The following is a 14,030-nucleotide window of genomic DNA, read 5'->3' as shown; positions in this document are numbered from 1 at the left end:
GACGGCACGCGACCGGTCACGGCGCGGTGAGGTCGCCGTAGGTGTCCGGCCGTCGGTCACGATAGAACGCCCACCGGTCGCGCACCGTGGTCAACAGGCTCATGTCCAGGTCCCGGACCAGCAGCTCCGGTTCGTGTGCGTCCGCGGTGCCGTCGACGAACGTCCCCTCGGGGTCGACGAAGTAGGAGGTTCCGTAGAAGTCGTCGTCGCCCAGGTCCTCGACACCCACCCGGTTCACCGCGCCGACGTAGTACTCGTTGGCGACCGCGGCCGCGGGCTGCTCAAGCTTCCACAGGTAGTTCGACAGGCCGCGGGAGGTGGCGGACGGGTTGAACACCAGCTCGGCCCCGTTCAGGCCGAGCGCGCGCCAGCCCTCCGGAAAATGACGGTCGTAACAGATGTAGACCCCGATCCGGCCGACCGCCGTGTCGAAGACCGGATATCCGAGGTTCCCGGGCCGGAAGTAGAACTTCTCCCAGAATCCGGTCACGTGCGGGATGTGGGTCTTGCGGTACTTGCCGAGAAAGGAGCCGTCGGCGTCCACGACCGCCGCCGTGTTGTAGAGGATCCCGGGTTGCTCCTGCTCGTAGACCGGCAGAATCATCACTATCCCGAGCTCCGCGGCGAGCGCGGCGAACCGGTCGACGATCGGCCCCGGCACCGACTCCGCGTAGGAGTAGAAGGCGGCGTCCTGAACCTGGCAGAAATAGGGCCCGTAGAAGAGCTCCTGGAAGCAGATGACCTGTGCGCCCAGCGCGGCGGCCGACCGCGCGTGCTCCTCGTGAGCCTTGACCATCGTTTCCCGGTCGCCCGTCCACCGCGCCTGGACAAGCGCCGCTCGGATCGTCCTGGACATGCGTCACTCCTGTCAGCCGCGCTGGCCGGGTGCAGGCGGCCGCCTGCCGACCGTCCGCGAGCTGGCCCGGTGCCCTGGGGGCCAGCTCGACAACCGTCAGCCACGCGTGGCGAACGCCGTCCCGTGCCGGCATCATCGCCCCCCGCGGCCCGGCCGGCATCTCCACTCGCGGAGGGACCGTCGCCGCGGATGCGGCTACTCCCCGGAGCCGTCCGCGGCGAGCGCCGGATCGGACGGCACCAGGTACCCGCGCTCGAGATAGCCGGCGCCGTCGCCCTGCCCGCGCCGCTCGGCGGCGGCCCGGACCCGCCGGGCGTGCATGACGGGCAGGACGTCATCGACCTCGGAGATCGGGGTGAAGGCGCAGTTGATGATCTCGTCCATGTCCACCCGGATCCGCTCCCGCCACGGCTCCGGCAGCAGTCCGCCGTCGAACACGAACAGCAGCATGTCTCCGGCGATCTCGTCGGAGGCCCAGTCGACCGCCAGCAGCGGTCCGATCGGCGGGACGATGCCGATCTCCTCCTCGACCTCGCGGACGCACGCCGCGTACGGCGACTCGCCGGGTTCGATGAAGCCGCCGGGGATGTCCCACCCCGGCTTGTAGGACGGCTCAACCAGCAGGACCCGGCCCTCCTCGTCGAAGAAGAGCGCCCCGGCGGCGGCCCGTGGCCGCGCCATCGGCGGCGCACCGCCCAGGATCCCGTTGCCGGCGGCCGGCGCGTGTGTGCTCCCCGTGACCTCACCGGGCCCGGCCGCCACTTCCACGGGCCTGCCGCCCGGGCCGTCCTCGGCACGGCGCGCGCTTTCGGCGCCGCGCGCGCTCTCAGCGCTCCCCGCGCGCGTCCCCACCTCGGCGGGAGCCCCGGTTCGGGCACGGGCCTCGCCTCCCCCGGACACGGCCGACGGCTGGCGGGGCACCGCGGCGGTCTTCCCGGGCATGAACGTCGAGCCGGCTGCGGATGACGTGCGGTCAGGCTGACGGGGGCCGGCAGTCATGATGGTCCCTTCTGCTACGGGCGAAGTAGCTGGTACTGGGCTTATTACACGAAACAAGGAAGATTTCCGACGTCAGGTTGCGCACGGCCGGCCGGGTAGCCGGCCGCGGCGCCGATCCGGCCCGGCGATCGGCACCGGAGCCAGGCTCCCAGGGCCGCCTGGAAACATCGACAGGACGCCCGCGTCGGGCAGAGCGGACCGCCTACCTCGGGAGGATCCCGTCCGCCGGCTCTCCGTGTGGCGAATACTTGAATTGTGAGCATCGGCACTGTGGGGGCGGGCGGTCTCGTGACGGAGTGGACAACGATCCGGGAGAGTCGGAAGATCTTCGAGGACGAGGCGGTGCTCGCACTCGACAAGCCGGTGGGCGTCTCGGTCATGGGCGAGCGCCACGACACCGACCTGGTGTCCATGGCACGGGACGCGGGTGAGGAGCTGTTCCCCGCGCACCGCATCGACAAGGTCACCTCCGGCGTCGTCCTGTTCGCGAAGGAGCTGCGCTTCCACGGCGACCTGACCCGGCAGTTCAACCGGCGCACGGTGGAGAAGACCTATCTGGCACTGACCCGCACCCGCGGGTTGCCGGCGCTGGCCACGATCGACCTCCCGCTGAGCGTCGGGCGCAAGAACCGGGTGCGGATCGCGGCCAACCGGGCCGACATCGTCGCCTGGCCCGGCCCCGCCGGAACACCCACCCCGGACGGCCCCGCCGGCACGCCCGGCTCCGACGGCACCCCCGGCTCCGACGGCCCGGCCGGCAGCGGCGCCCGCGGCCCCGCGAGCTGGACGGTGCCCGCCGCCCGGACGTTCCCGAACGTCCGGTCCTACCCGTCCGTCACCCGCATCGCCCGGGTGTGGGAGGGCGCGGAGCACACCCTGGTCGCCGCGTACCCGATCAGCGGACGGCGCCACCAGATCCGGGTCCACCTGGCCTGGGTCGGACATCCCATCGAAGGCGACCCGTTGTTCGACCGTGCGCCGGTGACCCGGACGTTCCTGCACTCCTGGCGGCTGTCCTTCGACGCGGCCTGGGACGACGGCCGCAGGACACACGCCGAGGCCACACCGGGGGCGGACTTCTGGTCCTCGCTCGGTGCGGAGGAGGCCGCTGCCGCCGCGGCCGCCCTCACGGCGTCCACCCTGGCGCCGACACCGACACCGACACCGGCGCCGTGACGATCTGACGGAACCGACCCCCGGCCGGCCGGCCGCTCCTGACCGAGTGAGAGTGGCGTCTTCCGGGCAGACTGGCCGGGGTGGCGACAACACCGCGACAGCGAAGACCCAGGGAACCACCAATCCCCTGCTCCGGGCCCGCGCGGTCCGGTGGAATGACGGTGTTCACCCCCTGGCCCCGGTGTGACGGCGTCCCCGGGCTGTTCCGAGGAGACGACCGGACGATGGCGTGGTGGCAGCGCCCGATGGCCGTGCTCGATTTCGAGACGACCGGAACCGACGTGGAGACCGACCGGGCTGTTCAGGTCGCGCTCCTGAAAGTCGGCCCGACCGGGGTGCTGAACCAGCTCTGCCAGATCATCGATCCGGGCGTCGACGTCCCGGAGGCGGCGGCGCGCATACACGGGATCACCACGGAGCGTGCCCGCCGCGAGGGTCGCGATCCCGCCGAGGTGCTCGGCCGGGTCGGCCAGGCGCTGGAGGGCGTGTGGCGCGACGGCATCCCCGTCGTCATCATGAACAGCTCGTTCGACCTGACGCTCCTCGACCGCGAGCTGCGCCGCCACCACGGCCGCGGCCTCGCCGAGGTTGACATGCTCGTCCTCGACCCCATGGTGATCGACCGTGAGCTCGATCCGCGCCGGCCCGGCAAGCGCACGCTGACCGCGCTCGCCACCCACTACCGCGTCCGCCAGGACGGCGCCCACGACGCGCTCGCGGACTGCCTGACCACGGCCAGGATCGCCTGGCGTCTCCCGCGGATGCATCCCGACTGGGCCGCGATGGGCCTGACCGCGCTCCAGGGCTGGCAGGCCGACGCGCACCGCCGCTGGGCCGAGGACTACCAGTCGTACCTGCGCCGCCGCGGCGGGCGGCCGGACGCCGTCATCGACACCAGCTGGCCGTGGCGCCCGCGCGACGTCACCGCGGAAGTCTGAACGGGGCCCGAACGGCACCATCCGCATCGCCACCGTGATCGTGGTCGGCCTGACGTTCCTCTTCGGCCTCCGCAACGTCACCACACTCGACATCCACCTCGGAGTCCCGACCTACATCGCGATCCTCGTCGCACCCGCCGTCGACCTCTCCGTCATCGCCCTCGGCGCACGCCACCTCACCCTGTACGGCGGACCAGCGGGGGCCGTCCGGTCAGCGCCGAACCCCTCATCACCGGCCACTACGGCGAACCTCGTAATTCCGAGCGAGGCCGGCCTGGTCCGGTGTGTCAGCAGCGTTCGATGAGGGGGGCCAGGCCGTCGAGAAGGCGGGCAAGGCCGAAGTGGTAGGCGTGGTCGGGATCGTGGGCGCTGCCGCGTGCCTGGCCTGCGGCCGTGCCGACTCGGCTGGCGAGCGGATAGCGCTGCTCGTCCAGCACGCGGGCCAGGAGGGGGCCGACCCGCGCCCACCACCGCGTGTCGTCACCGTCGGGGCCAGCCGCCGCGCCGGTCGCTTCGTGGGCCGCACGGGCGTTGGCCTGGACGAAGGACAGCAGGTAGGTCAGGCAGTCGTCCATTTCGGTGTCGGAGAGGCCGAGGGCGTCGAAGGCGGACAGTTCATGCTCGTACTTGGCCATGAGGCCCGGTCCCAAGGGAGGGCGCAGGGTGGAGACCTCGGCCGCCCAGGGATGCGCGGCGAACAGGGCGCGGTTCTCGTCGGCGACGGCGGTGAGCCGCTCCCGCCACGGCGCGCCGGCGGTGTCCGTACGCGACATCCGAGCGTAGGCCGCGTCGAGCATCAGGTCCAGCAGCTCTTCCTTGCCCGGCACATAGGTGTAGAGCGTCATGGGGACCACGCCCAAGGCACGGGCGACAGCCCGCATCGTCACCGCGGCGAGGCCCTCCTGGTCGGCAAGATCGGTGGCGGTCCTGACCACGGCGGCGAGGTCCAGCGCCCGGCTCGGCCCCCGGCGGGATGCCGTCGACGCCTCTCCCCACAGCAGAGCCAGTGTGCGGGCCGGATCACCGGCGCCCGATCGTTCAGCCGTCACGTAGCCATCATCGTCCGCGAAACTTTGTACTGTGTATTATGTACTGCGTACAGAGTTAGTCGCACCAGGTCTCGGAGGATCCCCCATGAAGATCAGTTCGTCCGCGGTGTCGCTGAACGTCGACGACGTCGCCGCTTCGGCGGCCTTCCTCGCCAGGCACTTCGGCTTCACGGAACTGATGGCGGCCGACGGCTTCGCCTCCCTCGGCCGCGATGACGCCGGCATGAACGTCGTCTACCTGCGCCGCGGGCTGCCGACCCTGCCCGCCGACCAGCGCGACGACCACGCGACAGGGCTGATCCTCGCGTTCGTGGTGGACGACCTGGAGGGTGAACTCGCCCGACTTCAGGGCGAAGGCGTGGCCATCACGATGCCACTGACGGTCGAGGAATGGGGAGAGCGTGCCTTCCAGGTCCGCGATCCCAACGGCATCATCGTCCAGCTCGTCGACTGGAACGGCCCCGGCGGCCACCCCACCACCGAGAACGCCTGACCCGCGCCGGGCATTGCGCGGCCGACCGGCGGTGCGGTGTCTGCGGCAACCCGCCGGACCACGGTTGGCGACCTGCCAGACGGGTTCTGGGCATTCCGGTCCACACCTCGGTCGCGCGCTTTCAGGAATCCTCGTCGCCTCGGCCTTCAGGGGACCGTTCTTCGACAGCTTCGACGAAGACCGAGGCGACGAGGGCGACAGTGCGGTCGCCGTCGTGGGTCAGTTGGCGCAGGACCTCCCGCGCGGCGGTCCCCGGCAGCTCGACCAGCGCCTGGGCCAGGCGTATCCGCACCGCGGAGTCCGCAGCGTGCGCGGCGAGTTCGTCTACCAGCGCGCTGATGATCCGGTCCGCGCAGCCGGGGTCCAGGGACAGCGTTCCCAGGACCTCCGCCGCGTCGACGTCGTTGACGCCCTCGACCACCATGCCGACGAGTACCGGCACGGCCGCGGTCCCGCCACGGCTGCCCAGCGCCAGCGCGGCGTGCCTGCGCACCGTTGTGTCCGGATCCCCGAGCGCGTCCGCAAGCGCAGCGGTCGCATCCGGGGCCTCGGAGATCTCGGCGATCGCCCGCACCGCACGCTGCCGGATGCCGACATCCTCCGAGTGCACGCCGGCGGCCAGCGCTGCCACGCCGTCGGCGCCCGATCGGGCGAGCGCCCAGCGCAGAGCGCCCGCGACGTTGGGGTCGGATTCGGCCAGGACCGCCTTGACCAGCAGTTCGGCGGGAACGGACACGCCCTCCGGTCGGGCCAGGACGGACTGCTGCCTGCGCGCAGCGCTGGTCGAGTCGAGCCCCTGGATGAGCTCGACAATGCGCAGGACGTCCTGCCAGCCGGTGGGCGCCGACGCGTCGATCGCGCGGAGCCGCTCGAGCAGCTCCTGTTCCCGCTCCAAACGGTCTTCGGTCCACCGGATGAGATCGCTGACCAGGGCGGACGGTGTGAAGGCCGGATCCTCCAGCGCACGCCCGATCTGCTTGAGCGAGAGCCCGAGGGACCGCAGGCTCTCCACGTGGAAGATTCTCCGGACGTCCTCGGCGGAGTACTCGCGGTAGCCGCCGAGGGTGCGACCGGTCGGTCGCACCAGGCCGAGGGCGTCGTAGTACCGAAGCATCCGGGTGCTCACCCCCGAGTGGCGGGACACGTCGCCGATCAGCAATCCACGGCCTCCACGGCATCCACAGCCCCCGTCGATTCGGTCGTCTCCGTGGGCTCGCCGATCGCCGCGACGCAGGCAGCCTTCGAAGGCTCGGCGACCTCCGAAGGCTCGGCGACTCCCGCCGCGGCCGCGGCAGCAGCGGCAGCCGCAGCGGCTCGTTCCGGGCCGAGTGCGATGACCCGCCTCGCCTCATCGATGGCCGCGTTGAAACCGGTCTCCGGGTCCCGCAGGAGCAACTCGGTGGCACGGGCATGCGCGGCCACAGCCGGGTCGGGATTCGCCGCGGCCTTCTCCAGGGCGGGCTCGATCACGTCGCCGAGGTCGACGAGTGCCCGGCTCAGGCTCAGCTGCACACTGCGGTCGCCGCGGCCGAGCTGCACAACCAGTTCGTCGGCCAGGGCCTTCTTCTCGCCCTCGGGCACGAGGGCGACCGCGACGCGCCACGCGGTCCGCGCGACCTCGTCGTCGGCGTCGCGCAGCATGTCGCGCGTGATCCAGGCCCACGCACCCTTGTCGCCGATCTTGCCGAGCGTGTGCAACGCCTGACTGCGGGCCTGAGCGCGCTCGGAGTCGAGTTCCTGGCGGATCCGGGGCAGGGTGATCCGCGGCGAGAAGCGGGTCAGCGCCCAGGACAGCATGTCTCGCACGAAGAAGTCCGGCTCGACCGCGCACCGCTCGACGAGCGTCTCCAGGAGGCCGGGGTCGGGGTTCGAGCCGACCGCCAGGGCCGCCTGAAGCCGGACCGACGAGTCCTTGGCGCCCAGAGCATTGGCCACGCGGGTGTTCAGCGGGGTTCCGCTTGTCGTGTTGATCAGGACCACCTCCGGTACCCAGTGGAAGCCCTATCACCATGTCAAGGTCAAGCCCGTGACCGACGGATCACACGATCGCCTGACCCGGGTGCACCGGCATGGTGGGTGACGCTTGGCGAGGCGCGGCTGGTGACGTGGATGTGAGCGCCTCCTCGGCGGCGAGGCGCTCGCGACGTCGCGTCCCCCACTCACCCAGCGGACGGAGGGCCTCGTTGAGCGATGTGCCGTGCTCGGTGAGGGAGTACTCGACCCGGGGAGGCACCTCGCGATACATCTCGCGGCGGACCAGGCCGTCCTCCTCCATCTCGCGCAGGTGCTGGATGAGCATTTTCTCGCTGACGCCAGGAAGGCCGCGCCGCAGCTCTCCGAACCGCCGGATTCCGTGGTTGTTCAGCTCCCAGAGGATCAGCGACTTCCACTTCCCTGACACCACGTCCATACCGGCATCGATGCCGCAGACGTAGGGACCGCGCCGCGTGCTCGTCACCATCAGACCCTCCACCTGGCCCCAGCTGGACACTAACTTCCGGGTAAGTATTGAACAAAATAGTAGGTACTTGCCGGTGGGAAAGGTTAGCGGGGAGGGTCGGGACAGCGCGCCAGTCAGACCACCGAGCGGAGCAAGGGACGATTTGATGACGACCCGTACGACCTTCCTGGGCCTGGGTGCGATGGGCAGCGCGCTCGCCGCCGCGGCTCTCGACGCCGGCCGACCCTCCGTGGTGTGGAACCGCACCCCGGGCAGAGCAGGAGCACTCGGCGAGCGCGGCGCCACCATCGCCAAGACCGTCGACGAGGCGATCACCGGCGATGGACTGATCATCCTGTGCCTGCTCGACCATCAGTCGGTGCACGCCGTGATCGATCCGGTCGCCGCCAGCCTGACCGGACGTGCCGTGATCAATCTGACGACAACAACACCGAACCAGGCCCGCGAGCTCGCGGCCTGGGCGACGGAGCACAGCATCACCTACCTGGACGGCGCGATCATGGCCGTACCTGAGATGATCGGCCGTCCGGATGCGGTGATCTTCTACAGCGGTGCCGAGGCCGCCTTCGAAGAGAACCGGGAACTGCTCGATCTGTGGGGGCAGAGCGACTACTTCGGGACCGACCCCGGTATGGCCTCGCTCCGCGACATGGCGATGCTCGTCGGGATGTACACGATGTTCGCCGGCTTTCTGCACGGCGCGGCGATGGTCGGTGCCGAAGGGGTGTCGGCTGCCGAGTTCACCCGACGGCAGACACCTTTCCTCGCCGCCATGACCGGCCAGCTGGCCGGTCTCGCCGCCACAGTGGACGCCGAGGACTACGCCGGGGCGGGCCAGCAGAGCCTTGAGTTCACCGAAGCCGCACTGGCCTCACTGGTGACGGCCAGCCTCGAAGCGGGCGTCCATGTCGACGTGCTGCGGCCCGTCCACGACATCGTTCGCCGGCAGATCGCTGCCGGCTACGGTCGGCAGGGCACCGCCCGCATCTTCGAAGAGCTCAGGAAGTCCCGATGAGCGGCGAGGACGGCCTGTCTCCTGTGACGGTCATCGGCCTTGGCCCGATGGGCCGAGCGATGGCCGCGTCCCTGCTGCGGTCCGGCCATCCGGTGACGGTGTGGAACCGCACCGCGCGGCGCGCCGACGACCTCGTCGCCGGCGGCGCCACGCTCGCACCAACTCCGACGGCCGCGGTCGCCGCCAGTGGGCTGACCATCCTCAGCCTCACCGACTACCGGGCGATGTACGACATCCTCGGCCCGGTCGCCGAGAGTTCGGGGCCCTCCGGTGTTCTTGACGGCAAGGTCCTGGTCAATCTCAGCTCGGATACGCCCGACGCCTCCCGGGACGCGGCGGCATGGGCAGCCAGACACGGAGCGACCTTCGTGACCGGAGGCGTGATGGTGCCCGCGCCCGCTGTGGGCGGCCCCGGGGCATATGTGTTCTACAGCGGGCCGCGCGCGGTGTTCGACGTCCACGAACCGACGCTCGGACTGATCGGCGAGCCCAGGTACCTCGGGGAGGACCCAGGCCTGGCCCAGCTCTTCTACCAGGCGCACCTCGACGTCTTCCTCTGGACGAGCGAGAAGGCGGGCATCGACACACGGCTACCCAAAGCCGTCAAGGCGCACTACGACCAGGCCGTCAGCGCCGGCCGCGGCACCGAGAACTGGACCGTTCTCTACGAGATACTCAAAGCTGGCGGCTGAGCAACGACCAGAACCGTGGTCCTACGACCAGGAGACGAAGCTGCATACCTGGCGCCGGCCGACCCCCTGTCACTACGCCGTGTAGTCGAGGCCTGTTGGTGCACTTGGGGAATCGAACCAACCGATCAAGACCCCGACCTGGACATCTTCTATTCGATCAACCTCTGATCTCATAGGGTTCATCAATTTGCCCAGGTCAGGGCATTGTTACGCATCGTGGTGGACCCAACGTGTCACCAGAAGAACCGTACGATCATGGTTCAGGGCCCCGAAATCACCGTCCGCCCAGTCGCCACGCGACTCCTGACCAGGGGCGATGACCAGTGAGCTCTCGGCCGACAACATCATCCACTGAATCGAACATGCGTTCCGCAGGTCTGGCGGTTCCGGACGCCGCGGTCCGTCTGGTGACCTTGCTCGTAGGGATTTTCGTCGGTTTGACATTCCTCTTCGCGTTCGGGAATGTCGCGGCACTCGGGATCCGTTTGGGGGTGCCGACGTACGTCGCGTTCCTCGTGGCGCCAGCGGTCGACCTGTCGATCGTGGCCCTGCTTGTCGGCACGCGCCAACTGGTCCTGCATGGCGGGCCGGCAGAGGTGGTTCACGCGGCCCGGCGTCTGCTCATCTTCTCCAGCACGGCCACGCTCGCGTTGAACATCGCCGAGCCCCTCCTCGCCGGCCACTACGGTAAAGCCGCCTTCGACGCCGTCGGTCCGCTCCTTCTTATCGGGTGGGGAGAGGTCGGCCCTCGCCTTCTCCATGCCATGCAGACTGCGGAGGCCGATACCCGTCGCGTCGATGAAGAGCCGGCTGCTCCGGTGGCAGACGGCCATTTGACGACACCCGCCCCGGTGGACCGAACCGCGCGCGTCGGTATGCGAGTGAGGCGCTCGCCATCCAGCGGGGCCGACAGCGAAGCACGTCGCCAGGACCTACGTCATCGAGCCCGCGCGGAGGACGTGCTTCATTGGCAGCAGTACCAACGTCCGATCTCGGCCGAGACGCTGCGTCGGCGGCTGCATGTCGGCGCGGGCACGGCCCGCAGCCTGGTCTCCCAGTTGCGCGCCGACACTCACGGCGTGCTCGACGGCCAGGTCGATCCGGCGACACCATAGGTTTCTGTGATCTTGCAGGAATTTGCGACGCTCGTTGACGCGAGGTCGGAAGATCGACAGTCTGAGTCTGCGCCGAGGCGGCACCCGCGCTGGGGCTGTGTTGTGCAGGAACGCGCGGGAGCGACCGGACCATGGTGATGTTCGCTGGCTAACGGGGGAGAGACAACGATGGGCGTGAGCGCGACCAGGGTGTTGGTCAAGGGAGCGAACGCTCCGCTGCCGGCGGCGGACAGCGTTCGAGTGGTGGTTTCCTCGTCAGTGGCGCTCGACGTGGCGGCGCTGTTAGTGGCGCCGGTGGGCACAGTGCGGTCGGACGCCGACTTCGTGTTTTACAACCACCGCGACGGCGCGGGCGTGCGTCTCCTGCCACCGGCGATGCTGGAGATCTCGTTCCCTGCACTCGCCGCGGACATCGACAAGGTGATCGTCGTGGGAAGCCTGGACGGCTCCGGTCCAGCGACGTTCGCTGAGGTGAACGAGCTAACGGTGACCGTACGCGATGGCCGCAACGACGGCGAGATCGCCCGCTTCGACCCCACTGGTCTGAGCACTGAATCCGCGCTGATCCTGGTCGAGGTGTACCGGCGCTCGGGGGCGTGGAAGGTTCGCGCCGTCGGCCAGGGTTATGAGTCGGGGCTTGCTGGTGTCGTGACCGAGTTCGGGCTCACCGTCGATGACACGTCCTGCGTGCCGCCTGCCCCGGCGACTTCGATCGAGCAGCCGCCGCAGGCTCTGGCCGCGCCGACGGGTTCGCCTGGGCAGGATGGTGGTACGAAGCGGGGGCAGGCTCCGGCGCTGCCGTCTGCCGTCCAGGTTCCCGCGCAGATCGAGCGACCTGCCGTGCCGGTGGTCAACCTGGATGAGGCGCTCGCTGCTGGCACGGCGACCAGGCGAGCGTGGGCGGCTCCCGCTGGGCCTGTGTCCAGCAGAGTCGGGTCGGCCTTGGTGTTGGTCGAATGTCCCCGGTTCGCTGACAACGACCCCGACAACGGCATGACGGCGGTTATCGCTGAACGTGGTCACAGCGGTCGTCTTGTCGCCGTCGGCGCCGACGGTCGGCGTGTCACCACCGACCGCTTCGTCGACCGGGACATCGCGTTTGCTGCCGACGGCACCGTCGCGGCGGCGCGTCGCCTCACGGCCGAGGCAGTCGGGCTCCCTGCGGGCGGCGACTACATCCAGGCGCACGATCCGGACGCATACCTGCGTCCGGGGTCGCGCTGGGAGCGAGCCGACTGGATGCCCCGGTACCAGGCGTACGTCGGGGTGGCCGGAGACCGCCCCCGGCACAGCCGTGCGATGTTCGAGACCCTGGCCGCGGCGGTCACTCCCGACGGGTCCCGCGCCGCTTTTCTTGAGTTTCAGCTGCCCGATGATCCTGACTGTGCACTGTGGGAGTACGACGTGGCGGGCCGTCAGTGGCGGTGGGTCACTGCGACGCCGCGCGGTCGGCACTGGCAGGTAGCTTCGTTGAGTTACAGCCCGTGTGGCCAGTGGCTGCTCGTGGGGGCGGGTTCCGGTGAGACATGTCTGGTACGGGCCAGCGACGGCGTGATCGTTCCGTTGGACGCGGACGTGTTCGGCGTTGATGCCCTCGATCACGGTTGGTGGCCGGATCGCCCTGGTCACCTCGTCGCGATCAGCCGTGCCGGAGAGCATGAATCGAACGTCCTCGACCTTGACCTCGGCGCGGGCACGGCAAACGGTGTGTGTGTTCTCAGAGGAACGCACACCAATGTCGGGTTGATCGCTCACCGGCCGCGGATCTCGGCCGATGGCCGCTGGCTCGCTCTGCTGGCCATGCTGGGTCGTGACCCGGTCGCGCATGCCGGGAGGGGCAGCGGCAACCGCGCCTTCGTCGTGGACCTGGCGTCGTTCACGTCGGAGGTGGTGCTCGACCCCGCCTATGCCTCCTGCGGCATCGAACGGACTGTCGAGGCGCTGACCTGGGTCGACCAGACGCCACGAGCCGGCTCCTTCGAGCCGGGTCCTACACTGATGGCACGCTCTATTCCTGCGTTCGGGAATCCGGTCCTCAATGAGTGGAAGGCCGAGCGCATCCTCCAGCGGCACACGAGGGCAGCTCAGTTCCATTTCGAGGCCGTGGACCTGCATGGGGTTGATCCGATGCTCGTCACCGAAGAGATCCGACGGTTCTCCGCGGGCGCCGTCGACGTCGAACCGAGTTTCCGCGAGAGTCTCGATGACCCGCAGAAATGGTGCTTCGGACGATACGTCGAGGAAGGCGCCCCACACGATGACCGCAACGGTTGGCTGGCGTTGTCACGCGACCTCGGCCGCCTCGTCGATGGTGAGCCGATGGAGGTGGACGTCACGGGCGAGCTTCGGAACGACTGGCGCGACCGAGCTGCGAACCAGAACACCCCTACCCCGGAAGCAGACGCCAGCAAGCGACGCGGACGATTCGGACGCCGCCGAACGTGACGAGCTGTCAGCGAGCACGTCGAACTCACCGCTGACAATGGTTGCCAGGGTAAGCCCACCAACTGTGTCGGAGAGTTGCGGGGCGCTGTCTAGAAACGTCGGCGCCACCAGCGTCGGCTTGTGCCAATCACCATGAATAGTAGGATCAAGAGCACCAGCGACCTTTGCAGGTCGGCATTGTTGTCGAACTCGTACGGCAGTTCACTGTAGGCGTAGGCGAGCCAGCTTCCAAACAGCAGCCACAGGAAAATCAGCATGCGCGTGTCGCCGCGCATGGCCTTCGTTCCCGGGAACGCGGGAGCCGCGCGTCCGGGGAAGCCCGGTGCGTTGGTCGGCCGAAGCCGACGTTCCAGAACGCCTTCGCGCAATCGGTGCTTTGCTTCGTCTTCGCGGACGCCGTGCACGATCACAGGTTCAAGAGCCTCTAGAAGACCACCCTTGGCCGTCGCTTCTATCTCGACGGGAAGCAAGCGGCGTTGCGCGTTGATGGGATCTGCCCGAAACACCGCTGACCACTCACTCTGGCTGCGTGGATCGACGTGGTAATTCGGCGAGAGGACGGCGATGACGCGGTTCGCGGCCCGGATCGATGTGTTTGCGGCCAGTATCGAGTTGGTGCCCGCCATCGCGTGGTCCCAGGCGTGAAGGCGCACGACGTAGCCTTCGTTCTCCAGGTTCCAGGCTATCCATTCTGCCCATTGGAGGTCCGGCGGAGCGTAGGAGACGAAGAAGTCGATGCTTGCACCGTCATTCTGACCTGTCACACGGCCCTCGCAGTCTGTTTTTCAAGT

Annotated in this window: 15 protein-coding genes; 8 read left to right on the top strand and 7 right to left on the bottom strand. The window is 69.1% G+C overall.

Annotated features, from left to right (window positions below):
• Positions 1-16: 16 nt before the first annotated feature.
• Positions 17-856, bottom strand: a complete 840-nt coding sequence (locus AC559T_RS12055; protein WP_071060368.1) for a nitrilase-related carbon-nitrogen hydrolase — start codon at positions 854-856, stop codon at positions 17-19.
• 195 nt (positions 857-1,051) lie between these two features.
• The gene (locus AC559T_RS12050; RefSeq protein WP_235015086.1) at positions 1,052-1,855 is read right to left on the bottom strand and encodes an NUDIX domain-containing protein; all 804 of its coding nucleotides are present in this window, start codon (positions 1,853-1,855) and stop codon (positions 1,052-1,054) included.
• Between the two features lie 288 nt (positions 1,856-2,143).
• Here AC559T_RS12050 and AC559T_RS12045 point away from each other — a divergent pair, with 288 nt between their 5' ends.
• The 3 genes from AC559T_RS12045 (at position 2,144) to AC559T_RS12035 (ending at position 4,273) form a co-directional block, all read left to right on the top strand.
• Positions 2,144-3,031, top strand: a complete 888-nt coding sequence (locus AC559T_RS12045; RefSeq protein WP_498868782.1) for a pseudouridine synthase — start codon at positions 2,144-2,146, stop codon at positions 3,029-3,031.
• 224 nt (positions 3,032-3,255) lie between these two features.
• The gene (locus AC559T_RS12040) at positions 3,256-3,969 is read left to right on the top strand and encodes a 3'-5' exonuclease (RefSeq protein ID WP_498868747.1); all 714 of its coding nucleotides are present in this window, start codon (positions 3,256-3,258) and stop codon (positions 3,967-3,969) included.
• Positions 3,970-4,003: 34 nt separating this feature from the next.
• A complete protein-coding gene (locus tag AC559T_RS12035) occupies positions 4,004-4,273 on the top strand; it encodes a hypothetical protein (RefSeq protein ID WP_498868746.1) in 270 nt (89 codons plus the stop codon).
• On the opposite strand, the gene AC559T_RS12030 is transcribed toward AC559T_RS12035, so the two are convergent.
• A complete protein-coding gene (locus AC559T_RS12030; RefSeq protein ID WP_131626575.1) occupies positions 4,257-5,018 on the bottom strand; it encodes a TetR/AcrR family transcriptional regulator in 762 nt (253 codons plus the stop codon). The two genes, AC559T_RS12035 and AC559T_RS12030, sit on opposite strands and share 17 nt — an antisense overlap.
• An 85-nt stretch (positions 5,019-5,103) precedes the next feature.
• Between AC559T_RS12030 and AC559T_RS12025 the strand changes: the two genes are divergently transcribed.
• The gene (locus tag AC559T_RS12025; RefSeq protein ID WP_112109311.1) at positions 5,104-5,511 is read left to right on the top strand and encodes a VOC family protein; all 408 of its coding nucleotides are present in this window, start codon (positions 5,104-5,106) and stop codon (positions 5,509-5,511) included.
• Between the two features lie 121 nt (positions 5,512-5,632).
• On the opposite strand, the gene AC559T_RS12020 is transcribed toward AC559T_RS12025, so the two are convergent.
• The 3 genes from AC559T_RS12020 to AC559T_RS12010 are packed head-to-tail and all read right to left on the bottom strand — an operon-like array spanning position 5,633 to position 7,972.
• The gene (locus tag AC559T_RS12020; protein WP_498868745.1) at positions 5,633-6,670 is read right to left on the bottom strand and encodes a HEAT repeat domain-containing protein; all 1,038 of its coding nucleotides are present in this window, start codon (positions 6,668-6,670) and stop codon (positions 5,633-5,635) included.
• Complete coding sequence (locus AC559T_RS12015) at positions 6,664-7,491, bottom strand: HEAT repeat domain-containing protein (RefSeq protein ID WP_498868744.1); 828 nt, start codon at positions 7,489-7,491, stop codon at positions 6,664-6,666. The genes AC559T_RS12020 and AC559T_RS12015 overlap by 7 nt, the downstream gene beginning before the upstream one ends.
• Positions 7,492-7,549: 58 nt before the next feature.
• Positions 7,550-7,972 carry a winged helix-turn-helix transcriptional regulator gene (locus AC559T_RS12010; protein WP_498868743.1) on the bottom strand — a complete coding sequence of 141 codons (423 nt, stop codon included), beginning with the start codon at positions 7,970-7,972 and terminating at the stop codon, positions 7,550-7,552.
• On the opposite strand from AC559T_RS12010, the gene AC559T_RS12005 reads away from it, so the two are divergent.
• The 4 genes from AC559T_RS12005 (at position 7,959) to AC559T_RS11990 (ending at position 13,239) form a co-directional block, all read left to right on the top strand.
• On the top strand, positions 7,959-8,987 hold the full coding sequence (locus AC559T_RS12005; RefSeq protein ID WP_498868742.1) for an NAD(P)-dependent oxidoreductase: 1,029 nt from the start codon (positions 7,959-7,961) through the stop codon (positions 8,985-8,987). The two genes, AC559T_RS12010 and AC559T_RS12005, sit on opposite strands and share 14 nt — an antisense overlap.
• Positions 8,984-9,679, top strand: coding sequence for an NAD(P)-binding domain-containing protein (locus tag AC559T_RS12000; RefSeq protein WP_498868741.1), 696 nt, complete (start codon positions 8,984-8,986; stop codon positions 9,677-9,679). The genes AC559T_RS12005 and AC559T_RS12000 overlap by 4 nt, the downstream gene beginning before the upstream one ends.
• Positions 9,680-10,041: 362 nt before the next feature.
• A complete protein-coding gene (locus tag AC559T_RS11995; protein WP_498868740.1) occupies positions 10,042-10,794 on the top strand; it encodes a hypothetical protein in 753 nt (250 codons plus the stop codon).
• A 174-nt stretch (positions 10,795-10,968) separates the two neighbouring features.
• Entirely contained in the window at positions 10,969-13,239 is a 2,271-nt protein-coding gene (locus AC559T_RS11990) for a TerD family protein (protein WP_498868739.1), read from the top strand.
• An 89-nt stretch (positions 13,240-13,328) separates the two neighbouring features.
• On the opposite strand, the gene AC559T_RS11985 is transcribed toward AC559T_RS11990, so the two are convergent.
• Positions 13,329-14,003, bottom strand: a complete 675-nt coding sequence (locus AC559T_RS11985) for a toll/interleukin-1 receptor domain-containing protein (RefSeq protein WP_498868738.1) — start codon at positions 14,001-14,003, stop codon at positions 13,329-13,331.
• Positions 14,004-14,030 lie beyond the last annotated feature (27 nt).

The organism is Frankia sp. Hr75.2, assembly GCF_949319125.1.
Classification (GTDB): domain Bacteria; phylum Actinomycetota; class Actinomycetes; order Frankiales; family Frankiaceae; genus Parafrankia; species Parafrankia soli.
This window is presented reverse-complemented; position numbering and strand designations above follow the sequence as displayed.